The following is a 23,960-nucleotide window of genomic DNA, read 5'->3' as shown; positions in this document are numbered from 1 at the left end:
TTATCTGCCCCCTTCACTTAACTTTTCTTGAGAATGGTGCTTCCTCTTAGCTAGTAGCCACTCAAATAGATACTTGATGCCCACAAAAAAGATAATTGAAGCGATCACAATATCAACAATTTCACTCGGAGTATTTGAATAAACTGAAATGCTTAGACCACCTATCTGCAAAGCCGAAAATAGCAAAGCCGCAAAAATAATTCCAAACGGATTTTCACTTGCTAACAAAGCAACCGCCATTCCATTAAAACCAACATCAGGTAAATTATTTGAGACCGAAATGTTTTGAAAATTTCCTAAGCCATCGATTGCTCCGCCTAAACCAGCTAGCACCCCGGAGATCAGCATAGCCACAATAATCGTTTGCTTGACGTTGACCCCTGCATAACGCGAGGCAGTTTCGTTGATTCCAACTGCTTTGATTTCAAAACCAGAATTAGTTTTATTAAAGTACAGCCAAACTATGACAACCACAACTAAAGCAATGAAAAATCCCCAATTAAAAGTTGAATTGTTTGTGATCGACTTCAAAAATGGTGTATTCAAACTGGCTTTAGCGACGATGTTAGGCGAAGAGTCATTGCCTTTTTTGGCTAGCCAACTTCTAATTGCGTAATTAATAAAGTATAACGAAATATAATTTAACATAATTGTCGTAATAACTTCACTTGTACCAAAGTATGCCCGTAAAATACCCGCAATCATTGACCAAATTCCACCCAAAATTGCACCGCATAATAAAGAACCAATAATCAAAATAATTCCAGGTAAATGAGGAAATGCCAAGGCAAAACTAATTCCACCAAACCAGCCAAATAAATACTGACCTGGACCGCCAATATTAAAGAAGCCTGCTTTACTGGCGACCGCAAAACCTAACGCCGTTAAAATCAAGGGAGTCATATTACGAAGTGTCTCCCCAATCGAATAAATGTCTCCAAGTGAACCGACAAACAAATTAATATAATTTTGTAACGGATCATAGCCGAAAATCAGCATGACGATCGCACCCACTAAAAATCCAGCAATTACTGACAGCAGCGGGATCATTAAACCCTTCAAAGATTTAATCTGCATAGTTTTCCTCCTCTATCCTTTCTGCATAACTGGTTTTTTTCCAGCCATCATTAAGCCTAATTCTTCACTAGTCGTTGTCTTTGGATTTAATTCACCAACAATTTGACCCTCATGCATAACAACGATTCGATCAGAGAGTTTTAAGATTTCATCAAGTTCAAAACTAACTAGCAAAACCCCGCGACCAGCATTTCGCTGATCCATAATCTTTTCATGAATATACTCGATTGCTCCAATATCGACCCCACGAGTCGGGTTAGCAGCAATCAATAATTTAGGCTGAGCGGCAATTTCTCGAGCAACAATGACTTTTTGTTGATTTCCACCAGAAAGATCAGCTGCCTTTTCTTTTTCACTTTGCGAACGAATATCAAAATCCTTAATTAATCTTCGGCCATGCTGATTAATTGCTGCATAATTCAACCAACCATAGTGACTTGCTGGCTGGTGATAATAATCCTTTAAGACTAGGTTCTCGGCAATCGTCAATGGCAGAATCAACCCGACATTTTGCCGATCCTCAGGGATACAACCAACACCCGCTTGACTGATCTGACGTGCGCTTAAGTTTTGCAATGACCGATTCAACAACTTGATCGTACCAGATTTGCTTTTGATCAAACCCGTCAAAGCAGCAATTAATTCACTTTGACCATTACCATCGACTCCAGCAATTCCAACTATTTCTCCACTATGCACAGTCAAATTCAAATTGCGAACTTTAATCCGACCGTGATTCTCAACCGTTAGCTTTTCAACATTTAAAATTTTTCGACTTTGATCCGTTGTTTGTTTGATAATATCTAAATTAATTTTTCTGCCGACCATCATTTCTGCCAAAGCTGCTTCTGGTGTTTCACTGACTTTAACGGTATCAATTACTTTCCCACTTCGGATCACAACACAACGATCAGCAACTTCTTTAATCTCTTTTAACTTATGAGTAATAAAAATCACTGAGTTGCCTTCATTTGCTAGTGCCCGGAAAATTTTGATCAATTGTTCAATCTCTTGTGGTGTCAAGGCCGCCGTTGGTTCATCAAAAATAAAAATATGCGCTTGGCGGTATAAAGCTTTCATGATTTCGACTCTCTGTTGCATTCCAACGGTAATATCACGAACCTTAGCTTTTAAATCGATCTCCAAATGATACTTAGCCGCTAATTGCTGAATGCTCACAGCAGCTTTTTGATAATTGATTTTGATACCTTTCGTTGGCTCATCACCTAAAATAATATTTTCAAGTACGGAAAAAGCCGGAATCAGCATAAAGTGCTGGTGAACCATTCCAATTCCTAATTTTTTAGCATCACGTGGATCATTTAAATGGGCCGGCTGACCATCAATTAAAATTTGGCCACTGGTTGGTTCCAGTAAACCTGAAAGCATCCTCATTAAAGTTGACTTTCCAGCACCATTTTCACCTAGCAAAGCAAGAATCTCACCTTTTTTTAATTGCAGCGAAATATCATTATTGGCTTTGTAATTGCCAAACTGCTTAGTGATGTGCTGCATTTCAACTACATATTTTTCTACCATTTGCTCCTCCTAAAAGTCAGCTGTTCTTTTATGCAACAAAATGGTGAAGCATTGATCCGCGCCAACTCTTCACCATCATTAAAATATTGTTAACTGTAGGAATTGAACCTAAAAATTATTTAGGACTGACTTTGATCTTACCACTTTCAATTTGTTGCTGATAATTTTGAACCACTTTCCAAGTTTTGGCTGACATATTATCATTTACCAAACCAACACCGTTATCTTTTAAATTATAAGTAACCGTTTTTCCACCTGGGAATTTGCCCTTCATTGCTTGATTCGACAAATCCTTAACAGCTGTCCCAACTTTCTTAACAGCTGAGGCTAAAGTTACATTACCGCCTTTATAAGCACCATCGGCTTTTTGATCTTGATCAACACCGATTACCCAAACCTTTTTACCATTTTTAGCTGCATTTTTAGCTGCTGTGAAAACACCAGCACCAGTGCCACCAGCCGCATGGAAGATAACATCCTCATTATTGTTATACATTGCTGTTGCCAATGATTGACCAACATCAGCTTTACTGAATGAACCAGCATATTTAACATCAACTTGGATCTTTGGATTAACCGCTTTGACGCCTTGTTTAAAACCTGCTTCAAAAGTCTTGATCACATCACTTTGCATTCCACCAACAAAACCAACTTTATCAGTTTTAGTCGTTTCTGCTGCTGCTACTCCAGCTAAGAATGATGACTGTTCAGTTTTAAAAGTTACCGAAGCAACATTTTTCCGATTTTTTACGACCGAGTCAATAATTGCAAAATTAGTTTTGGGATTTTCTTTAGCTGCCGTTCCAATGGCATTGTCCAACTTGTACCCAATTCCAAAAATAGTTGCATATTTTGCCTTGATCAACTTGTTGATGTTAGGCAAAAAGTCTGAATCATCATCTGACTGCGCGTAATTATAGCCATTTACACCCTTTTTCAAATTATGGCTCTTGCCCCAGCTTTTCAAGCCTTCCCATGCCGACTGATTGAATGACTTATCATCGATCCCTCCGCCATCAGTAACTAATGCGGCAGAATGTTTAGTGCCTTTGCTACTTGAAGATTGATTACCACATCCCACCAGAACTGTTCCAAGTGCGAAAGTCGTTGCAACCAATGCCATCCATTTCTTTTTCAATCAAATGACCCCCAAAGTTATTTTTTCATGACTCATAGTATACCCTTCTTTTGTAATTAAATCAATACATTTATTTGAACACAATCAAAAATAGTTCGCTTTCTATCATATATCCTAACATATTAGCGTTATAACAATGATTTTAATTAATTTTGACGAACGTTTTCATATTTTATATAATTGAATTAATTTTATAATGTGAGGAGTTTAATTATGATCAAAAATGTGTACTTCGACCATGATGGTGGAGTTGATGACTTAATTTCACTTTTTTTATTACTACAAATGGATACTATTCGCCTAATCGGAGTAGCAGCAGTTAATGCCGATAGTTATTTACAACCTTCCTTAGAAGCTAGCCGCAAAATCATTGACCGCTTTGGTCACGGTAAAAAATTAGCTGTAGCGGCTTCCAGTGCTCGGGGGGTCCATCCCTTCCCTAAAGAATGGCGACTGACAACTTACTCAGAAAATGCTTTGCCTCTTTTAAATGAAAGCGGCAAGATTATTACGCCACTAGCTGAACAACCTGCCCATTTAGATCTGATAGCTAAGCTGCAAGCTGCGACCCAACCGGTAACCTTGTTATTTACTGGCCCACTCACCGATTTAGCTGCAGCCTTGAAAGTTGCTCCAACCGTTAGCCAAAAAATCGAACGAGTGATTTGGATGGGCGGAACCTTTCTAAAAAAGGGTAATGTTGAAGAACCTGATTCTGATGGAACACAAGAATGGAATGCTTTTTGGGATCCAGCAGCTGTCAAAACAGTTTTTGATGCGCCAATCAAGCTTGACTTGGTCAGTTTGGAAAGTACTAACAATGTGCCATTAACACCCAAAGTCAGACTTCATTGGGCTGCCCAACGCCGCTTCACTGGTCTCGATTTTATTGGCAATAGTTATGCCTTTGTCCCTGAGCTTAATCAATTTGCTACCAACTCAACTTATTACTTATGGGATGTATTAACTACCTGTTATTGCTATGACTCCTCTCTCGTCAAGACTAAAGCCATTAATTGTGATGTCAGTTTAGCTGCTCCCAGCGATGGAAAAACCTTCTTGACTACTAGCGGTCGACCAGCTACTTTAGTTTATGACGTTGATCGACAGCATTTCTTTAATTTGATCGATCAATTAGCTAAACGAGCCGACAATTAAATTTCAAATTCCCGGCCTGTAAGCGTATAATGAGTGTTAACAGTTTAATTCTTATTACTATACTCTTTCTGGTGAAAGGTGAACTAAATGACAAAGTCAAACAATCCTCAATTGCCTTCATTCCTAGAACTTGAAAAAAGCGTTCAATTGTTTAAAGCTTTTGGTGATCAGACAAGATATAAGATTTTATTCCTACTAGCTGAAAAAAGTTTATCTGTTAACGAATTAGCTGATATCATTGGCATCTCTCAGTCAGCTATTTCGCATCAGCTGAAACTATTGCGGCAAACAGGATTAGTCCGTGGCTTACGTGCTGGACAAAAGATAAATTATCAACTTTCTGATCGACACGTAATTACTATTTTCAATCAAGTTAGAGAACATATTCGTGAAAAAAACACTTAAAAAAAGCTCTAGAGTCTTACGCTCTAGAGCTTTTTATCTACTTATCATTTAAGCTTATCTGATACATTTTTCAAATAACCGCTAGCTTTTGTTTCACATGGAACGAAATTATGCTTGTGTGCCATTTTTGATGTTTTTAGCAATATTTTTGATCAATTCCACATCATGTTGATATTCCTCAACAGTCATATCGACTTGTGAAAAACAAGACTTCATTTTTCGCTTAATCTCACATTTTTTGACTTTGGCTTTGCGGCTTAAACAAATATAAACTTTACGTGCATCAGTCTGTGAATGTTTTCTAACGATCCAATCACCTTTTTCCATTCTTCGTAATAAAGGCGTTAAGGTTCCGTTATCCAAATCTAACTTTTTCCCTAATTCTTTAATCATCATCGGTTCATCACTTTCCCAAAGTGCCAAAAGCGTAATATATTGTGGATAAGTTAAATGATATTCTTTTAAAGAATTGACATAGAATTTATTGTAAACTTTTTGGGCAGTATAAATAGCAAAGCAAAGCTCGTCATCTAATTTGTTAGGTTCATGATTTAATCCCATTTTTTTGCCTACTTTCTTCATTTCTTATCAGGATAAATTTTAACATATCGATGTGGCTCCTTGCCTACCGATATAGTTTCAACATTGCTTCTAGCTAAAGTTTGGTGAATAATTTTTCGCTCAAAAGCCAACATTGTCGGACAATTAACTGGTTGCTGAGATTTGAGAACCTGCTCCGCCTTTCGTTTAGCCATTCTCACCAAGTTTTTTCGTTGTTCTTCGCGATAATTAGCAACATCTAAAATTATATCCAATTTTTGGCCTTTATGTCTAGCTAAAAAATTTTCTGCCAGTGTTTGCAATGCATCCAAGGTTCGACCGTGTTTTCCGATCAGTTGGCCAACTTGTTGCGTGTCAAAAGCATAAGTGACTAACTTTTCATCTTGAGTAACTTCAATCTCTGTTTTAATACCCATTGCTTCAGTTACATCTGCTAAATACTCGCCTAAAACCTCAACTGCTTGATTTTTAGCTAATCTTCTTTCTGCTGCTAGTGTTACATCTTTTTCAACAACTGTAGCTTCTTTGTTTATTTCTTGCAAATCAATAACTGCTGGCTTATTTCCAATTCCCAAAAAGCCTCGTGAACCCTCAGTTATAACTTTTAAATTTACTTGATTTCGATTTAACCTTAATGCTTTCAGCCCTTTATTCAAAGCATCATTAACCGTTTTTCCAGTAAACTTTGTCATTATCTATCCTCCGTGTACATTTATAAAATATTATAACATTAAAATCTATTGAAGGTTTGGCTAACTTCTTAACTTCCAAAATTCAGAAAATAGTTTAAAAATCATTTTACAATCAAATTGTAGTAGAATAGTGGTGAAAATCAAAATAATAAGTGAGGTCTTGTTGAATGAAGAGCTTAGTTGACACTTATACCTTAGCAAATGGTGTAAAGATTCCAGTAGTTGGTTTTGGTACTTGGCAAACCCCAGCTGGCGAAGTTGCCAAAACTGCTGTTAAAGAGGCTTTAACCTCAGGATATCGTCATATTGACACAGCTGAAATGTATGGCAATGAACAAAGCGTTGGTGAAGGCATCAGAGAAAGTGGAATTGCCCGGCAACAAATTTTTCTAACTAGTAAGTTGAATAATCATGCTCATAACTACCAAGCTGCTACAGCGGCGATTGATCAATCATTGAAAGCTCTTCAAGTCAAATATCTGGATCTATTTTTAATTCATTGGCCAAATCCTAAGGCTGCCCGCAATGCCAACTGGAAGCAGCACTTGCAAGATACTTGGGAAGCTTTGGAGGATGCCTACAAAGCCGGCAAAATTAAAGCTATCGGAGTTTCCAACTTTCGTCCCCATCATTTACAAATTTTAGCAGAAACACAGACCGTTCAGCCAATGGTCAACCAAATTCGGATTTGTCCTGGTGATTTAGATCTGAAAACTATTGATTACTGCCGGCAAAATAATATTTTGTTGGAAGCTTATAGTCCCCTAGGAACTGGTAAAATTTTTGCTAATGATACTTTAAAACAAATTGCTGCTAAAAATCAGCGGACGGTCGCTCAAATTTGCTTACGTTGGTCTTTACAACATCAGTTTCTTCCATTACCTAAATCAGTCCATGAGAATCGGATTGAAGAAAACTCACAACTTTTTGATTTTAATTTATCTAAAACCGATATGAAAACAATTGATCAACTTAAAGGAATTGTTGGTTATGCAGCTGATCCTGATACAGCTGAATTTTGATTGAGCTAAAAATAATTTAAATATCATTTTGCAAGTCTCATCGATATTGATTATATATGATTTTTCTTCTATACTTTAGTGTAAAGACGATATGGTATTTGCATAACCATTTTGTATGTGCAAGACTATTTAACCTGTTCGCCAATTTTTAGCGTCCCCTTTCGATTTTTAAATGTTTGGCTTTGACACCTACATTTTAAATCTTATGGAGGCGTTTTGGTTTAACCGTTTGCTTTTCCACCCGCAAAGCAGGTGGTTTTTTTGTTTCGCACGCAAGCGAGCTCAACTAGGTCTAAAGACATTAATAAAAAGAGTCAAGGCAAAATAACTCGTGCCTTGACTCTTTTTAAAACTAATGATTAACCCTTGACAGATATTCATCATTGAAACGTGTTTTTGAATAAATCAGCAATAACATCAATGAACAAAGAACCATCTGTAAAATCAGCATAAAAGAAATATCAAAATAAACAAACCCAACTACCATCGTAATAATCGAACTAACACCAATTGTATTAAGTGTTAAGCCAACTGACTCCCGATACGTATTAATCGTTACATAAGGACTTTTGCGTGCCATCCAAACGAAGACCGCAGCTAAAAAGACTAATATCATATTGGTTAAAACAATGACACTACCAATAATCAATAACATTGAAAAAGCAACTGCTCCCTTATTATTTTGATACCATAACCAATTAACTTGTTTTTTAAAAGATCCTGCTTGCATATTACGCAAAGCTGAATAGTTTAATTTATAAACCGCACCCTTTTCTTTCAAATAAATATTATTTGAATTAACACTGACCGCAACTTTATAATTTGCTAGTTGTTTTTTCGTCAGTTCAATTCCTAAAATTTCAATTTTATTCCTTTTTAAAATTTTTGTTCCATGAAACTTAAATGTCTGTTTAGTATAATCAGCTTGTTTTATTTCTCTTCCTAATTGAGTATTAGCTAATAATTTATTAACCTTTGGCAGATAATTCCCCATATCGACCTCTTGCATATGTTGGTAATGAAAAGGAATCGGCAAAACCATCAATGCACATAAAAAAGTAAACATCAAGATAATCTGCATCCACGTCATAGATTTTCTTCCTGAAAAAGATCTAATTGGTGAAACCATATTATAAAAAAAACTTAGCGGAAATTTTTGACTGATCATAAACTATTCAACACTCCAATACTAACTAGCCCTTAGTACCTCCAGCGGTTAATCCAGTTACAAAGTATCTTTGTAAGTAGAAGAACAGCAAACTAATTGGCAAAGCAATTAAAATTGCACCGGCTGAAAATAGAGTAACTTGCTGGTTTTCAGTGTTTTGAATAAACTGTTGCAAGCCAACAGCAACCGTCAAATGGGCATTAGTCCTTAACAAGTAACTGGCTGTCATATATTCTCCGAACGGTGTCATGAACGCCCACAATGCTTGAACCGCGATCATTGGTTTAACTAATGGTAACACGATTTTCCAAAAAATGGTAAAGTTTCCTGCCCCATCCAGCTTGGCAGATTCATCAAGATCATACGGAACGGTATCAAAATATCCCTTCATTAGCCATGCATTCATTGGTATTCCACTCCCAATATAAATTAAAGCAAGAAACCAATAATGATCTAATCCATTTAAAATCATTGCTAATACATAAAATGCAGTCAATGCAGCCAAGGTAGGAATCATTTGAACAACTAAGAAGAAAATTAATGTCCATTTTTTCCCAACAAACTTGTAACGACTATATGCATAACCAGCCAATGTAACTGCTGTGACTTGAATAAGCATGGTACCAATTGAGATTACTAACGTATTCCAATACCATCTGCCATAGAGTGTATGAGTAAATAAATCTTTAAAGTTCTCTAATGTCCATGGTCCCTTGAAACTTAATGTAAAAGCAACAATGTTAGTACTCTTAAAAGCCGTAATTGATGTAATTAGTAGTGGATAAATAATAATAATTGATAAAACTACCAAAAACAAATACGTAAAAAAATGAGTAAGAAAACGTCCTCGTTTAATTGATCCTGCTTTTTTTACTTTTATTTTCTCAGCCATAACTATCCCTCCATATCAAATGCATGTGATTTTTTAAATACAAATAACGAAACTGCAATGACGATAGTAGAAATAATTAAAGTAATCGCTGAAGCTAACCCATATTGTGGTGTATTGCCAGTTGTCAGTTTGTAAATCCAAGAAATTAAAATATCTGAGTTTCCAGCTCCACCAGCTCCAACATCACCTGGGCCACCATCATTAAACAAATAGATAATGGAGAAGTTATTAAAGTTAAAGGTATATTGTGTTATAAAAGTCGGAGCAGCCACACCTAAAATTGCTGGAAAAGTAATATGATTAAACTTTTGAATTGCCGTAGCACCATCCATTGTAGCAGCTTCATACAGATCGTCTGGAATTGACTGCAAAATACCTGTAACCAAAACATAAATATATGGGAAGCCCAGCCATCCTTGAATCATAATCAAAGCAACCTTGGTCCAAAACGGATCAGTCGTCCAACTAATTTGTGGAATTTTAAACAGTAAGAAATGATTTAAAAATGGAATTACTTGTGCATTAATCGCACCAGCAGAGTCATTAAAAATATTCGAAAAACTCATAATTGTTACAAAAGCCGGTACAGCCCAAGGAAGTAAAAATATGATTCCAAAGAATTTTTTCCCTTTTATAAAATTTTGATGTGCAATAACTGCAGTAAAAATTCCAAGTGCTATTTGTAAAGTTGAAGCACATAAAGTCCAAATTATTGTCCAACTAAACACTGCTCCGAACGTTGCTCGATATGAACTTAGGAAAAACATATCAGTAAAGTTCTTCAATCCTGTCCAAGAAATTAGGACAGCTGGCGGAATATGATTGAAATCATAATTAGTAAATGCCATAAACAATGTTACTAAAACTGGCAAAATAATTACAAAAATCATCAATATATACGCAGGAAAAGTTAACAAGTATGGAAATCCTGTAGTGACTGTTGCCCTAAAAAGCTCTTTAGGAGTTGAAGTAACATGTTCCCCTCCATTTATCGCATTAGCAACTCTTTTTGCATCGTACATATTAACAAAATAGAATATCAAAAAAATTATCGTTATTAATAATTGCAATGTTCCTTCAATCATTAAAAACATTGAATTATCTCGCATTGGTACGGTACCTAGAGTAATCAAGCCTTTGAGTGCTGAAAAACCAAATAATATCATTTCAATTACAAATAGAATAAAAATTCCAAGAAATGTATAGCCTTTGATTTTTTGACCATTGCTAATTTGCCCTAGGCCTGGAACTAATGAAAGCCACATTGCCTTTTGCGGATCTTTCTTTCTCATTTCTGTCCTCTCCTTTGTGCTAGCTTTGGTGGATGGTGGAGTGTTGCTCCATAATAATGAAGGGCTTTGATTGCCCAAAACCCTTCAAAAAAAGTTTTAAATCTCGTTATTCAATTTAGTTACTATACTTTTGCTTGATTGTCTGTGCAATTTCTTTAACAGCAGCATCTGCAGACTGTTTTGGCGTCTTCTTGCCAGAAGCTGCATTAACTATCAGATTTTCTGCACCAGTCCAAACCTCGGTCATAGCAGGCATATTCGGCATTGGTTCAGCAGACTTGAACTCTGTCAAAACAGCTTTAGCTACTTCACCACGAGTTCCACTTGCCTTTGAGGCTGTCTTACGAGCGGCTTCATTAGCAGGGACCTCATATGTCATTTTGTTAAACTTATTCTGATTCTTTGTATTAGTTACGTAGTTTAACCATTTTTGAGCAACTGACTTATGCTTTGAGTACTTCGAAATAACCCAAGCTTTACCACCAGCAAATGGCTGATACTTCTTACCATTTTTCAAGGTAGGAATTGCTGCAACACTATACTTCAAACTCTTTGTTTGGTTATATGTTGAAGCCATCCATGAACCATCTAAAACAACTGCAGTCTTACCACCAGTAAATTGAGATGTAATGAAGTTTTCATTAGAAGTTGTTGATTGCATCCCTTTTGGCCAAACATTTTTAAACCAATTAGTGATATAAGTCAATCCTTCAACAGCTCCAGAATTATTCAAGCCTAAATCATTGATATCTTTATTATTTTTACCCCCAAATACATAACCACCGTAACCTTTAATTAAACCATAAGCATCATAAAAGTTTGTCCATTGTACCAAAAAGCCAACATTTTTAGTTTTATCATTTGAATACGCATACTTACTGTCTTTTGAGATATCTTCTAATTGTTTAAAATTCGTTGGCGCTGTTTTAAGGTATTTTTTGTTATAGTACATAACCATGGTTTCAACAGTTGCTGGTTCACCATAATATTTGCCATTCATTGTAACCAGTTTCTTATCTTTAGTACTGTAACGTCCTGAAGCTAATTTAACTGACGCTAATTGTCCTTGCTTACCTAAAACACCTACATTATCATACGCAGCCATCATAACATCAGGAGCTTTGCCTGATGGTCCATCAAGTTTCAATGCATCCAATTGATCTGACATTGCTTTAGTCCGAACCTTAACTTTAACATTATACTTCTTTTCAAACTTACCTTTAATCTGATTTACAAATTTTTTGTAAGTATTACTACTATTATCAACCGAAACTGTCAACGTCTGTTTCTTACTACTGCTACTACTACTGCTGCCACAAGCTGCCAACGAGAAAGTCAAACCCACGGCCAACACCAACATTCCTAACCTTTTGAAGTTTTTCCTCATTTGGAAAATCCCCCTTCTTTTTTTCAAATTCTTTACAGTTTTCATTATTATCCTGTTCTTTTTTCAATGCAACCGTTTTCTTAATGTTATCGGTAACATAATGAAACTGGTTACACTATGTAACTATTTCAAGATCATAAAACCTTCCGCATCTAAAGTATTTGTTGCCTGTTGCCATCCCTGACTGAATAAAATTTGATCTTTAACTTGCGAAAGTGACTGCTGTTGCTGACTATGGTTAAAAATAGCCGTAATTTGTTGCTGTCCCAATTTTCTTTGCACAATGATCATTCCTGTCCGATCATCAACTAACTTCCAAATCAACTTTCCTTGACTTAAGACGGTGGCATAATTTCTTCTAAAATGAACTAGTTGTTTAATAAATTGCAGCATTTGTTGATCTTGCCTAGCTGGATCCCAAATCATACAAGCTCTACAATCCGGATCGTAACCACCAGCCATTCCAACTTCAGTGCCATAATAAAGACAGGGAGCACCAATTTGCAGAAACATAAAAGTCAAAATTTGTTTTTGCAATTGTTGATCACCTTGACATAAAGTTAGCAAACGAGCAGTATCGTGAGTATCCATTGCGTTAAACATAACTTCATTTGTTTGTCGTCGATAAAGCATTAATTGTTCATTTAAGGCTGAGACCATTTCACTGGCCGTTAAGGTTTTTTTAACAAAACATTCACTAATCAATTCTGTATATGGATAATTCATTGCAGCATCAAATTCATGACTGCTTAACCATTCCTGAGCTGAATGCCAGACTTCTCCCAAAACGTAAAAATCTGGCTTTAACGCATGGGTTGCCTGATAAAATCTACGCCAAAAATGATGATCAATTTCATTAGCAACGTCCAAACGCCAAGCATCAATATCAAATTGTTTGATCCAATAAGTCGCAATTTCTAGTAAAAAATCTTGAACCTGCGGATTAGCCGTATTCAGTTTAGGCATATGTGGCGTATTGGCAAAAACATCGTAAGTAATGTTTTGGGCTAATTCATTATTAGCCGTTTTCTCGTAAGAAACTGGAAACTTTTTGATGTGAAACCAATCAGCAAAGTGTGAGCCTTTGCCTTTTTGAATCACATCCTGCCATTGCATCGAAGTATCCCCTAAATGATTGAAAACCGCATCTAACATAACTCGAATTCCCCGAGCATGAGCTTCATCAACTAATTTTTTAAACGTTGCTTTATCACCAAAGGCTGGGTCGATCGCTAAATAATCAATGGTGTCGTATTTATGATTGGAATGAGCATAAAAAATCGGACATAAATATAAACCATTGATTCCTAAATCCTTTAAATAATCAAGATGATCAATAATACCTTGTAAATCGCCACCAAAAAAGTTAGTTGGAGTTGGCTCAACACTGTCCCATGGTAAGGTTCCCTTAGGATCATTTGCTTTGTCACCATTAGCAAAACGTTCCGGAAAGATTTGATACCAAACAGTTTTTTTGACCCATGTTGGTGGAGCAATTCGATCAATTTCATGAAAATATGGCATCCGAAAAGCTGCTAGATTATCAATTGCTGCTTGACTATATGAACAGATATGGCGATCGTCATAAAAAACTTCCTCTCCATCTCGACCATATACATGAAAAGCATACTGCAAGCGTCGAAGTGGCATTGAAACACTTGCTTGCCAGTAATCATGCGTTTTGGTTGCTGCAACCAGATTCATTGCCTTTAATTGGTAATCCCAGCTGCCTTGAGCTTTTTCATTGACTTTCAGTCCATATGGATCACCGTAAAGTAATTCAACTTTTTGTACATCATCATGTTTCGTGCGGAGACGAATATGAAAATCATCCTTGGTATACAAATAAGCCATTTCGCTATCTGGACGATGATATAAAGCTGATTTTTCCATCTAAAAAAATTCCTCCTTAATTAACTTTAATAACCAAGCTGCCATAAGCTGAAAGGGTAATCAAATCCTGAGCAAGCGTTATGCGACCATTTTGCAGCAAAATGTCATCAGCCGGTTGCTGCAACTGATATTGCTGAGCTTGATGAGTTAAATTACAAATCACTATGGCAGTCTGATTTTTAAGCGTCCGACGATAAACATATAAGTCATCATTAGTATTTTCCAAAGTAATTTTTCCATCAACAAACAATTGCTGCTTTTTTAGTTTTAATAACCGGCGATAATACTGCAAAACACTTTGATCATTAACTAATTCATCGTGGACATTAACTGCTGTGTTGTGTCCAAAATTCCATGGCTTGACATCTGAAAAGCCGTTATACTTACTAGCATCCCATTGCATTACCCCACGTGCAGCCATTTTATGACTGCGGCAAATTAGCTCTAAAGCTTTGTTAGCTGACATCTGCTGGTCAACTGCTGCTTGCCAAGCCTTTTTTGCTTGTTCATCATGAAGCGCATCAATTTGATCATAACTTAAATTCTGCATACCAATTTCCTCACCATAATAAATGCAAGGAATCCCTCGTTGTAAATACATTAAAGTTGCCAACATTTTGGCAATTGTTGGCTGACTGCGATAATTAATCCCAACTTTTTCTAAAACTCGTGGCATGTCATGATTGTTCCAATATAAAGTTAAATAACTAATGTTTTCCAAGTTCTTCTGCCAAGTTGCCATTACCTCTTTCAAGTGTCCAAAATCTAACGGTAGCGATTGCAATTCTTTTGGTAAACGTTTATCAGCCTGCTCCGTTAACGACTCAAAATAACGAAAAGTTACCACCGTATCACAAAGTTCATCCTGTGGGTTAGTATAGGCTGCGGTTAAATCTATATCGGCACTGGCCGCTTCACCTAAAATCAATAAATCTGGTTTGATCAAGCGCAATTGGTGCACAAACTCTCGCAAATAAGTTCTGACTTGTGGTAGATTAGCATAAAATGGTTCAGCAATTACTGGCTCTTTTTTTCCATGTGCTGGAAAATCTTGATTAAAATCTGCTTTAGCTAAGTGAATAAATGCATCTAACCGAAAACCATCAACACCATGACTCAACCAAAACTTAGCAATATTAACCATTGCTTGACGGACCTCAGGACATTTCCAATTTAAATCCGGCATTCTTTTATCAAATAAATGAAAGTAATAATTATTCGGTTGACATGGATCCGCTTCCCAAACACTGCCGCCAAAAAACGAGGCCCAGTTGTTTGGCAAATGTCCATTTTGACCCTTAGCCCACAAGTAATATTCTCGGTAGATACTTTTGGGATTTTTGATTGCATCTTGAAACCACGGATGTTGATCAGAAGTATGATTCAAAACCAAATCTAGAATAATCTTTAATTTTCGCTGATGAGCAGCTTTGATCAATTGATCAAACTCCTCGATAGTTCCCATTTTTCCATCAATTGCATAGTAATTAGAAACATCATAGCCATTGTCAACTTGTGGTGAAACAAAGATTGGATTCAACCATAAAGTATTGATTCCCAAATTTTTCAAGTAATCTAATTTATTAATGATCCCCCGTAAATCACCAATTCCATCATGATTAGCATCCATAAAACTTTTAGGATAGATTTGATAAATAATTGCATTTTTATAATCTGCACGTGCCATTTTTTCACCCCTTTTTATTCTTCTAAGTCTAAAATAGAGAAAACCTGGCCTCAAAACAAGTCTGTTTGATCTGTTACCGCTATCAAAATAAAAGAGACTGAATAAATAGCTTCTCAGTCTCCTAATATTTTTATCTTGAAAATCATTTTCTCTGCAAAAAATCAGTAACTATCTAGTCGTTTCACGTGCAACTAAAGTCGGGACAAAGAGCCTTTCACCTTGCGGGGCACCAGCTTGTTCAATTTTTTGCAACACCATTTTGGCACATGCTTCACCCATTTTAGTCACATCTTGACGAATCGTTGTCAAGCGTGGATCAGCTACTTGATCTAAAAAAACACCATCATGACCGATGATTCCATATTCTTCAGGAACCCTTCCTTGCTGCTTCATTACAGCTCGTTCGACTCCTAAGGCCATCCGGTCACTGGCACAAACAAAACCCGTATTGCTTGAAAACTTACTCCAATTTTTGCCAATTTTTTTTTCAGCTGAATGTGAATGATTACTGACGCGAATAATTTGCGGTCTTTTTTGAACCTGTTGCATTACTTGCAGGTAACCAGCTTCACGCGAGTATTCAAATGGCTCATTCAAATCGATCCCAACAAAAATTATTTGCTGATAATTACGATCAAGCATATATTTTGTTGCCATTTCTATTCCTTTTTGATTATCAGTATCAATGAAATCATAGCCATAGTGATTTTCACCAAATAAAACAACCGGTTTCTCTAAACGACCGATCCACTCATAATCTTGATCGCGCATTCCAGTAATAATATAACCATCACAGCCACCAATATCGAAACTATGCTGAGTAACTAATTGTAAAGAATATTGCCTTTTTTCTAATCCCCGAGCAATTCCGGTCAATAAAGACATATAGTATGGCTCAACTGTCGACATTTCTTCTAAAATAAAAAGTTTAATAATTTGCGTTCGATTTCTTGCTAAAGCTTTTGCAGCTACATTGGGACGATAATTCAATTCTTTCATTGCTTTGAAAACCAGTAATTTCAATTCATCTGTCACTTGTTCTGGATGATTGATCACCCTGGAAACCGTCATTTTCGAAACATTTGCTTTTTTGGCAACATCTGACAAAGTAACCACTTTTGATCGCCCCTTTATAGCACGAAATTTCTACTCTTTATCATAGCAAACTTATTAAAGTCAAACTAGTAAATTTGTTTAAGCCCCTTGAAGCTTTTATCTGATACACTTTTGAATTACAATAGTTTTTATACAAGACGAAAAGAGGTTGCAAACTTTGAGTAAATCAACAATCAATCCGTCCTTAATCAAGGACGACTTATACCAAGCAATCAATGGAGCTTGGCTGAAAAATGCCAAAATTCCAGCAGACAAACCGGTCACGGGCGGCTTTGCTGACTTAGCTGACACAATCGAAAAAACTTTAATGGCTGATTTTAAAAACCTCCAACCAACTACGGTCACTGATCCATATTTAGCTGAATTTTTAAAGTTTTACCAGTTAGCTGCTGATTTTAAAAAGCGCAATCAGCTAGGCTATGAGCCAATTCGAGCTTATGCTGAAAGAATTTTAAATCTTAAGGACCTCACAGATTGGCAAACTCAGTTAGGTGATTTGACTTTTGCTGGCTATCCTGTCCCATTTCCACTTTACGTGGAACCAGACATGAAAAACACTTCCCAATATGCTTTAATGGCTGATGTTCCTAGCCTGATTCTGCCTGATAAAACCTATTATCAAAATGAAAATCCAGCCGCTGCTGCTTTATTAAAAATATACCAGCAAATGTTGCATGAGGTCTTAAAACTAGCTGGCTATGATGAAGCATTGATCAACAAAGTCACCGCCGAGACATTAGCTTTTGACCAATTACTTGTACCACACGTGAAAGACAGCACAGAACGGGCAGATTACGTTAAAGCTTATAATAAATATTCCCTGGAAGACTTTGCTGCTAGCAGTTCAAATATTGATTTAAAGCACTATATCCAAAGCCTGATTGGCACTTTGCCTGATCAAGTAATTGTTACCGAACCCCAATATTATGCTGCTTTAAATCAGTTGGTCACCGCCGAAAACTTTGAAAAAATCCGCAGTTGGATCTTTGTTAAAACTGTTTTAAACAGTACTGGTTTCTTATCTGATCAGCTGCGGATCATTGGTGGTCAATATCACCGAGCAATTTCTGGTAGTAAAGAACCTATGAAACCGCAAAAAAGTGCTTATTATCTTGCTACTTCTCAATTTGACCAAGTGGTTGGGCTTTATTATGCACACAAATATTTTGGTTCTCAAGCCAAAGCCGATGTTACCGACATGGTTCAGAAAATGGTGGCAGTCTATAAAAAAAGGTTAGCAAGTAACGATTGGTTAAGCCAAGCAACTAGAGATAAGGCAATCCTTAAGCTTGATAAATTAGGAGTTCAAGTCGGTTATCCAGAAAAGTTAGCTGAATTATATAAGAAATTTAAGGTTGATGGTAACTCTTTAGTTGCAAATGTGTTGCGTTTTGAGCAAATTGCCAATCATGATCATTATGCTAAATGGGGCAAATCAGTTGATCGCACACGTTGGGAGATGAGTGCACATACGGTCAATGCCTACTATAATCCGTCTTACAACATTATTGTCTTTCCAGCAGCTATCTTGCAAGCTCCATTTTATAGTCTTGACCAAAATGCTAGTGAGAACTTTGGTGGAATTGGCGCTGTCATTGCACATGAGATTTCCCACGCTTTTGATAACAATGGTGCTCATTTTGATGAATACGGTAATCTGCATAATTGGTGGACCAAGGAAGACTTGGCTCATTTTGAAAAATTATCCCAGCAAATGATTACAGAATTTGATGGTTTAAAGACTCCAGCCGGAAAAGTTAACGGTAAATTGGTCGTTTCCGAAAACATCGCTGATGCCGGTGGTTTAAGCTGTGCACTTGAAGCTGCCAAAAGTGAACCAGCTCCAGATCTGAGGGCCTTTTTTATCAACTGGGCACGCATTTGGTGCATGAAATCCTCACTAGAACGTCAAAAACTTTTATTGAATATTGACGTCCATGCCCCCAATGAATTGCGGGCTAATATCCAGCCTAAAAACTTGGCTGACTTTTATCAAACATTTAAAGTTCAGCCTGGTGATGGAATGTATCTACCACCAGAAAAACGTGTCAATATTTGGTGATTAGCCTGAGATCGTTTAATTAATATTTAGCAGAAAACCCTCACCTTAGTGATGAGTGATTGACAAACTGAAAAAGTCGTTGGAATTGAGCGTAATTCCAACGACTTTTTCAATTTCAATTAAAAAGAGTTTTTATTCTTAATTTTCTAAAACTCTAATCAATGATTTAATTATTAACTATTTTTTCTTGCTTTTTAAAGCCCGGCGTTTAGCTTTAGCTAATGTTCTTTGTTTTTTCTTTGCTAGCTGTTGCTTCTCTTGCCGTTCATGATTGATTTTAAACGGATTATTGAACATCAGTGTCTGTAAAGCGGAAAAAGCATTGGTAATCACCCAGTAAAGTGACAACGCGGCTGGAAAATTGATCGCCGTTATTAAAATTACCACTGGCATTCCGAGTGTCATTGCTGTGCTCATTCCATTTTGTTCTGGTTGTGACATCATGCTCAATTTTGAAGTAATGTAAGTAAAGATTGCTGCTATAATCGGTAAAATAAAATATGGATCTTTATCTCCCAGCTGCATCCACAAAAAGGAACCAGTCTTCAAAACGGGCGAACGAAAAATTGCTTGATACAAAGCATACAAAATCGGCATTTGAACTATCAATGGCAAACAACCGGCAACCGGATTGACACCCGCTTCAGCATATAGCTTTTGCTGTTCCTCCCGCAATTTGTTCTGTGTTTCTAAATCCTTAGCGGAATACTTTTGCTGCAATGCCTTTAATTGCGGTTGAAGGTCCATCGTTTTGCGCATGCTTTTGGTTTGGTAAAAGAATAAGGGTAACAAGATTACCCGAACTGCAATCGTAAAGAAAATTATTCCCCAGCCGTAATTACCATGAATACTTAAGAATTGAATTGCTCGAATAAAATTCCAAACAATATAATGATCCCAAAAGCCGGTACTATTTTGTGTAACTGCCGTGTTGCTGCAACCCGAAAGCACCACAATCAACGATAAGGTGCTGAGAATCAATAATAAGCGTTTTATTTTTTTCTTCACAGAATCAAACCTCTCTTTAAGCGCTTCGATGTGGCAGCAATTGAGCTAAATGCAAAACATGCATTAAATGCTGCTTAACAACATTCATTGATTGTCCCGCAATCGTTGGCCGAGCAATCACGATAAAATCACAATTTTGTTTCAATTGTGGTTTTAGTTCCGTCAAGCTTTGTCTGATTCGCCTTTTTACCCAATTGCGAGCAACAGCATTTCCAATCTTTTTACCGACTGAAATTCCGACTCGAAAATGGGGTTGACTTGGTTTTTCTAAAACATAAACCACAAATTGTCGATTAGCAAAAGATTTCCCGTTTTCAAAAACTTGTTGAAAATCTCTTTCACTTTTAACACGGTATGATTTTCGCATAATCCATCTCCAAATACCGGTTGTTACTACCATCAAAAAAATAAAAGACCACTGACGGTCAGTGGTCTATGCAGACAAAACTCTTCTGCCCTTGCGGCGTCGACGTGCTAAAACTTTGCGACCGTTGCTTGTACTCATTCGTTTACGAAATCCATGAACTCTTTGACGATGACGTTTTTTTGGTTGATATGTTCTCTTCATTTAGTAACACCTCCTGTAACTACGAACTTAACAAATAGATTTCAATCCTTACTTGATTAAATTGTCAAGTCACACAATACTTATTGATGATATCACAAATTGATTTATTTTTAAAGTTCTTTTTAGCTTCTGTCAAAAAAAGTTATCCACAAATTGCTAACGTTAAATTACTTTTCTGTGGATTAGTTGTCAACTGTGGAAAACTATCAACTTAACTCTTAACCGATTTTTACACAAATTAACAGCCTGTTTTTAACTTATCCACAAGCAATTTTTTCTTTGTGGACAAGCCTTAAAAAGCTTATTATATTGGGATAATTGCTTCACATACAGCTTGTGGAAAACTTAAAAATCAGACATAATTTTTAGTTTCACACAGCACTGTGGAAAACTAAATAACAAGCTGTTGAACAAATTAAATTAATTTTCCACACCTGTGGAAAACTATGCTAAAATAACAAGTGAACTTTTATCAAAAGGGGGGAATCTTAGGTGCCTGATCTTGAAACATTGTGGCAATTTATTTGTGATGAATTTAAGAAGAAACTATCAACTATCAGTTACAATACTTGGCTTAAAGCTGCCAAACCGATCAGCTTTAGTCAAAAAAGACTTGTCATTGAAGTTCCAACTGCACTTCACAAAGACTATTGGAATGCTAATTTGAGCCAACAAGTAATTTCAATGATCAAAAACAGTATCAATCAGACAATCAAAGTCTATGTCAAGCTGCCCAATGATCCAGATCCATTAAAAGGTGAACCGGCTTGGAGAACTGATTCACCTGCTAATCAGACAACTGCAATCATTGAAAAACGTCAACCCACTTTTATGCGTGAAACAAAGTTAAACGATAAATATACCTTTGAAACTTTTGTGATCGGTAAGGGCAATCAAATGGCTCATGCAGCAGCTTTAGTTGTCGCCGAAGAGCCTGGGGCATTATATAATCCACTATTTTTCTTTGGTGGTGTTGGTCTAGGGAAAACCCATTTAATGCAAGCAATTGGCCATCAAATGTTGACCAATAACCCTCAAGCCAAAGTTAAATATGTTACTAGTGAAGCATTTGCTAATGATTTTATTAATTCAATTCAAACTAAACGCCAAGAAGAGTTTCGCCAAGAATATCGCAGCGTTGATCTACTACTCGTTGACGATATTCAATTTTTTGCTGATAAGGAAGGAACTCAAGAAGAATTCTTCCATACTTTCAATACACTTTATGATGATAAAAAACAAATTGTTTTGACTTCTGATCGTTTACCAAATGAAATTCCTAAGTTGCAAAAACGTCTTGTCTCACGTTTTAAATGGGGACTTTCGGTTGATATCACACCGCCAGATTTGGAAACCAGAATTGCTATCCTACGTAGCAAAGCCGATGCTGATCGTTTAGCAATTCCTGATGATACACTAAGTTATATTGCTGGTCAGATTGATTCAAACATCAGAGAATTAGAAGGTGCTCTAGCTCGTGTCCAAGCATACGCTTCTTTGCTACATTCACCGATTACAACCAGCTTAGCAGCTGATGCATTAAAAAATCTCAAATTAACCGGCAAATCCAGTGAACTGTCAATTGCTGTTATTCAAGATAAAGTAGCTAAATATTTTCATTTGTCGATCAGCGAGCTTAAAGGTAAAAAACGGGTCAAAAACATTGTGATTCCAAGACAAATTGCCATGTATTTAGCTCGCGAATTAACAGATGCTTCATTGCCAAAAATAGGCAATGAATTTGGTGGGAAAGATCACACCACAGTAATTCATGCTCACGAAAAAATTTCTGAAATGTTGGAAACTGATAGTAATCTCCAACGATCAATTGCTGACTTAAAAAGTGAGCTTAAAAAGTAATATTGTGGAAACTGTGGATTTCTTTATAAATTATCCACAAGATATGCACAAGTGGATAACTTTGAATTGCCAGAAAGTTTTCAACTTATCCACATAATCCACACCATCTACTACTATTACTAAAAAAACTATTAATTAATATAATTTAACTAGGAGGTTCAGTATGAAATTTTCTATCAAAAGATTAGCTTTCATGCAGCAATTAACTAATGTCCAACGAGTAATTGCCAGTAAAACAACGATTCCAATTCTAACTGGGATTAAACTTACACTAACAAATGAAAAGTTGATCTTAACAGGCAGTGATTCTGACATTTCAATTGAAGCTGCTATTATAAAATCAGATGACAACGCACAATTAGAAATTGGAGAAACAGGTGCAATTGTATTACCAGCTAGATTTTTTAGCGAAATCATCAAAAAACTCTCTGGCGATACTTTTTCATTAAATACTTTTGAAAATCAGCAAACGCAAATCTTAGCTGGAAAATCTGTTTTTAAAGTAAATGGCATTTCAGCTGAAGAATATCCTCATTTACCAGAAGTTGAAATTTCCCAGAAAATTTCATTATCTGCGGATTTACTAAAAAAAGTTATTAATCAAACCGTTATTGCTACGTCAAATCAAGAAAGCCGGCCAATCTTGACTGGAGTTCACTTAATAATTTCTCAAGGACAGTTAACGGCAGTTGCTACTGATAGTCATCGTTTAAGCCAACGCAAAATTCCATTAGATATTAACGAATTAAATTATGACGTTATTGTTCCGAATCGCTCTTTAGTTGAACTGGCACGAATGCTGCCAGATAGTTCAGAAAAAGTTGAATTGCGAATTTCAGAAAATCAAATACTATGCCTGTTTGATCAAACTGTTTTTTATTCACGACTTTTAGAAGGAAATTATCCAGATACGGCTCAATTGATTCCCACTAGTTCTGAAACGGATCTTGAAGTTAACGCTAGTGATTTTTTAGCAGTGATTGATCGAGCTTCGTTATTATCACATGAAGGAAACTACAATATAGTTAAGCTAACTCTTGATCCAGAGCAACATTTAGCAAAAATCTATGGGAATTCACCGGAAGTTGGAACGATTGATGAAGTTTTGAATTTTGAAAATCTAACTGGTAAACCGTTGGAGATTTCTTTTAACCCAGATTACATGAAAGATGCATTACGTTCTTTTGGGCAAACGACGGTCAGAGTGAATTTCACTCAGCCTTTAAGACCATTTACGTTAACTCCAAGCGAAAATCAAAACGATTTTATCCAATTGATCACGCCAGTTAGGACTTTTTAATAACAAGCTATTTATAATGATCAAGAAGCGATGGCTAACATCGCTTCTTTTTTGGCTTGAGCTTTAAATTTTGAGCTACCTAGTTTAAAAACGATTTTTTGGTGATTTGAGCAATTTTGACTAATGGTAAATAAA

The 23,960-nt window shown here is 36.3% G+C and carries 21 protein-coding genes and 1 pseudogene; 6 read left to right on the top strand and 16 right to left on the bottom strand.

Annotation, left to right across the window (positions count from 1 at the left end; translation table 11 throughout):
- The 3 genes from KH893_RS06970 to KH893_RS06960 form a co-directional block, all read right to left on the bottom strand.
- On the bottom strand, positions 1–1,077 hold the full coding sequence (locus KH893_RS06970) for an ABC transporter permease (RefSeq protein WP_281165433.1): 1,077 nt from the start codon (positions 1,075–1,077) through the stop codon (positions 1–3).
- A gap of 12 nt (positions 1,078–1,089) precedes the next feature.
- Positions 1,090–2,616 carry an ABC transporter ATP-binding protein gene (locus KH893_RS06965; RefSeq protein ID WP_281165432.1) on the bottom strand — a complete coding sequence of 509 codons (1,527 nt, stop codon included), beginning with the start codon at positions 2,614–2,616 and terminating at the stop codon, positions 1,090–1,092.
- Positions 2,617–2,731: 115 nt separating this feature from the next.
- Complete coding sequence (locus KH893_RS06960) at positions 2,732–3,754, bottom strand: BMP family lipoprotein (protein ID WP_281165431.1); 1,023 nt, start codon at positions 3,752–3,754, stop codon at positions 2,732–2,734.
- 213 nt (positions 3,755–3,967) lie between these two features.
- On the opposite strand from KH893_RS06960, the gene KH893_RS06955 reads away from it, so the two are divergent.
- Together KH893_RS06955 and KH893_RS06950 are read left to right on the top strand one after the other, a co-directional pair.
- The gene (locus KH893_RS06955) at positions 3,968–4,912 is read left to right on the top strand and encodes a nucleoside hydrolase (protein WP_281165430.1); all 945 of its coding nucleotides are present in this window, start codon (positions 3,968–3,970) and stop codon (positions 4,910–4,912) included.
- A gap of 87 nt (positions 4,913–4,999) precedes the next feature.
- Positions 5,000–5,317 (top strand): ArsR/SmtB family transcription factor, encoded by a 318-nt coding sequence (locus tag KH893_RS06950; RefSeq protein WP_281165429.1) that lies wholly within the window; start codon positions 5,000–5,002, stop codon positions 5,315–5,317.
- Between the two features lie 108 nt (positions 5,318–5,425).
- Here the strand turns inward: KH893_RS06950 and KH893_RS06945 are convergent, their stop codons facing one another.
- Entirely contained in the window at positions 5,426–5,878 is a 453-nt protein-coding gene (locus tag KH893_RS06945; RefSeq protein WP_281165428.1) for a MarR family winged helix-turn-helix transcriptional regulator, read from the bottom strand.
- 17 nt (positions 5,879–5,895) lie between these two features.
- On the bottom strand, positions 5,896–6,570 hold the full coding sequence (jag, locus tag KH893_RS06940; RefSeq protein ID WP_281165427.1) for an RNA-binding cell elongation regulator Jag/EloR: 675 nt from the start codon (positions 6,568–6,570) through the stop codon (positions 5,896–5,898).
- Between the two features lie 167 nt (positions 6,571–6,737).
- On the opposite strand from jag, the gene KH893_RS06935 reads away from it, so the two are divergent.
- Positions 6,738–7,592, top strand: a complete 855-nt coding sequence (locus tag KH893_RS06935; protein ID WP_281165426.1) for an aldo/keto reductase — start codon at positions 6,738–6,740, stop codon at positions 7,590–7,592.
- A gap of 40 nt (positions 7,593–7,632) precedes the next feature.
- Here KH893_RS06935 and KH893_RS06930 read toward each other — a convergent pair.
- The 8 genes and pseudogenes from KH893_RS06930 to KH893_RS06895 all read right to left on the bottom strand — a co-directional run.
- Positions 7,633–7,737 (bottom strand): annotated as a pseudogene (locus tag KH893_RS06930) (IS200/IS605 family transposase); the annotation flags it as partial.
- Between the two features lie 207 nt (positions 7,738–7,944).
- Entirely contained in the window at positions 7,945–8,682 is a 738-nt protein-coding gene (locus tag KH893_RS06925; RefSeq protein ID WP_281165425.1) for a DUF1189 family protein, read from the bottom strand.
- Between the two features lie 103 nt (positions 8,683–8,785).
- Positions 8,786–9,652: a sugar ABC transporter permease gene (locus KH893_RS06920; protein WP_281165424.1), complete on the bottom strand. Its 867-nt coding sequence runs from the start codon at positions 9,650–9,652 to the stop codon at positions 8,786–8,788.
- A 2-nt stretch (positions 9,653–9,654) separates the two neighbouring features.
- Positions 9,655–10,944 carry a sugar ABC transporter permease gene (locus KH893_RS06915; RefSeq protein WP_281165423.1) on the bottom strand — a complete coding sequence of 430 codons (1,290 nt, stop codon included), beginning with the start codon at positions 10,942–10,944 and terminating at the stop codon, positions 9,655–9,657.
- A gap of 115 nt (positions 10,945–11,059) precedes the next feature.
- A complete protein-coding gene (locus tag KH893_RS06910; RefSeq protein ID WP_281165422.1) occupies positions 11,060–12,331 on the bottom strand; it encodes an extracellular solute-binding protein in 1,272 nt (423 codons plus the stop codon).
- A 123-nt stretch (positions 12,332–12,454) separates the two neighbouring features.
- Complete coding sequence (locus KH893_RS06905) at positions 12,455–14,224, bottom strand: glycoside hydrolase family 13 protein (RefSeq protein ID WP_281165421.1); 1,770 nt, start codon at positions 14,222–14,224, stop codon at positions 12,455–12,457.
- 16 nt (positions 14,225–14,240) lie between these two features.
- Positions 14,241–15,911, bottom strand: coding sequence for an alpha-glucosidase (locus KH893_RS06900; protein WP_281165420.1), 1,671 nt, complete (start codon positions 15,909–15,911; stop codon positions 14,241–14,243).
- Positions 15,912–16,079: 168 nt separating this feature from the next.
- Positions 16,080–17,027: a LacI family DNA-binding transcriptional regulator gene (locus KH893_RS06895; RefSeq protein ID WP_281165419.1), complete on the bottom strand. Its 948-nt coding sequence runs from the start codon at positions 17,025–17,027 to the stop codon at positions 16,080–16,082.
- 157 nt (positions 17,028–17,184) lie between these two features.
- On the opposite strand from KH893_RS06895, the gene KH893_RS06890 reads away from it, so the two are divergent.
- Positions 17,185–19,089, top strand: a complete 1,905-nt coding sequence (locus KH893_RS06890) for a M13 family metallopeptidase (RefSeq protein ID WP_281165418.1) — start codon at positions 17,185–17,187, stop codon at positions 19,087–19,089.
- Positions 19,090–19,266: 177 nt separating this feature from the next.
- Here the strand turns inward: KH893_RS06890 and KH893_RS06885 are convergent, their stop codons facing one another.
- The 3 genes from KH893_RS06885 to rpmH all read right to left on the bottom strand — a co-directional run bounded on the left by KH893_RS06885 (position 19,267) and on the right by rpmH (position 20,665).
- Positions 19,267–20,097 (bottom strand): membrane protein insertase YidC, encoded by an 831-nt coding sequence (locus tag KH893_RS06885; RefSeq protein WP_281165417.1) that lies wholly within the window; start codon positions 20,095–20,097, stop codon positions 19,267–19,269.
- Positions 20,098–20,113: 16 nt separating this feature from the next.
- Complete coding sequence (gene rnpA, locus KH893_RS06880) at positions 20,114–20,464, bottom strand: ribonuclease P protein component (protein ID WP_281165416.1); 351 nt, start codon at positions 20,462–20,464, stop codon at positions 20,114–20,116.
- 66 nt (positions 20,465–20,530) lie between these two features.
- The gene (gene rpmH, locus KH893_RS06875) at positions 20,531–20,665 is read right to left on the bottom strand and encodes a 50S ribosomal protein L34 (protein WP_281165415.1); all 135 of its coding nucleotides are present in this window, start codon (positions 20,663–20,665) and stop codon (positions 20,531–20,533) included.
- A gap of 492 nt (positions 20,666–21,157) precedes the next feature.
- Between rpmH and dnaA the strand changes: the two genes are divergently transcribed.
- Both dnaA and dnaN read left to right on the top strand, forming a co-directional pair.
- Positions 21,158–22,525, top strand: coding sequence for a chromosomal replication initiator protein DnaA (gene dnaA, locus KH893_RS06870; RefSeq protein ID WP_281165414.1), 1,368 nt, complete (start codon positions 21,158–21,160; stop codon positions 22,523–22,525).
- A 163-nt stretch (positions 22,526–22,688) separates the two neighbouring features.
- Positions 22,689–23,825 carry a DNA polymerase III subunit beta gene (dnaN, locus tag KH893_RS06865; RefSeq protein WP_281165413.1) on the top strand — a complete coding sequence of 379 codons (1,137 nt, stop codon included), beginning with the start codon at positions 22,689–22,691 and terminating at the stop codon, positions 23,823–23,825.
- Positions 23,826–23,960: the final 135 nt, after the last annotated feature.

It is taken from the genome of Liquorilactobacillus sicerae, from assembly GCF_029916425.1.
GTDB classification, from domain to species: domain Bacteria; phylum Bacillota; class Bacilli; order Lactobacillales; family Lactobacillaceae; genus Liquorilactobacillus; species Liquorilactobacillus sicerae.
Note: the sequence above shows the minus strand (reverse complement) of the source record. Positions and strands in the feature narration are given on the sequence as shown.

Coding starts and splice junctions, on each gene's coding strand:
- jag (WP_281165427.1), bottom strand. CDS start 6,570: ATGACAAAGTTTACTGGAAAAACGGTTAATGATGCTTTGAATAAAGGG.
- KH893_RS06900 (WP_281165420.1), bottom strand. CDS start 15,911: ATGGCACGTGCAGATTATAAAAATGCAATTATTTATCAAATCTATCCT.
- KH893_RS06905 (WP_281165421.1), bottom strand. CDS start 14,224: ATGGAAAAATCAGCTTTATATCATCGTCCAGATAGCGAAATGGCTTAT.
- KH893_RS06970 (WP_281165433.1), bottom strand. CDS start 1,077: ATGCAGATTAAATCTTTGAAGGGTTTAATGATCCCGCTGCTGTCAGTA.
- KH893_RS06950 (WP_281165429.1), top strand. CDS start 5,000: ATGACAAAGTCAAACAATCCTCAATTGCCTTCATTCCTAGAACTTGAA.
- dnaN (WP_281165413.1), top strand. CDS start 22,689: ATGAAATTTTCTATCAAAAGATTAGCTTTCATGCAGCAATTAACTAAT.
- KH893_RS06945 (WP_281165428.1), bottom strand. CDS start 5,878: ATGGGATTAAATCATGAACCTAACAAATTAGATGACGAGCTTTGCTTT.
- KH893_RS06925 (WP_281165425.1), bottom strand. CDS start 8,682: ATGACGTGGATGCAGATTATCTTGATGTTTACTTTTTTATGTGCATTG.
- KH893_RS06915 (WP_281165423.1), bottom strand. CDS start 10,944: ATGAGAAAGAAAGATCCGCAAAAGGCAATGTGGCTTTCATTAGTTCCA.
- rpmH (WP_281165415.1), bottom strand. CDS start 20,665: ATGAAGAGAACATATCAACCAAAAAAACGTCATCGTCAAAGAGTTCAT.
- KH893_RS06935 (WP_281165426.1), top strand. CDS start 6,738: ATGAAGAGCTTAGTTGACACTTATACCTTAGCAAATGGTGTAAAGATT.
- rnpA (WP_281165416.1), bottom strand. CDS start 20,464: ATGCGAAAATCATACCGTGTTAAAAGTGAAAGAGATTTTCAACAAGTT.
- KH893_RS06910 (WP_281165422.1), bottom strand. CDS start 12,331: ATGAGGAAAAACTTCAAAAGGTTAGGAATGTTGGTGTTGGCCGTGGGT.
- KH893_RS06955 (WP_281165430.1), top strand. CDS start 3,968: ATGATCAAAAATGTGTACTTCGACCATGATGGTGGAGTTGATGACTTA.
- KH893_RS06965 (WP_281165432.1), bottom strand. CDS start 2,616: ATGGTAGAAAAATATGTAGTTGAAATGCAGCACATCACTAAGCAGTTT.
- KH893_RS06920 (WP_281165424.1), bottom strand. CDS start 9,652: ATGGCTGAGAAAATAAAAGTAAAAAAAGCAGGATCAATTAAACGAGGA.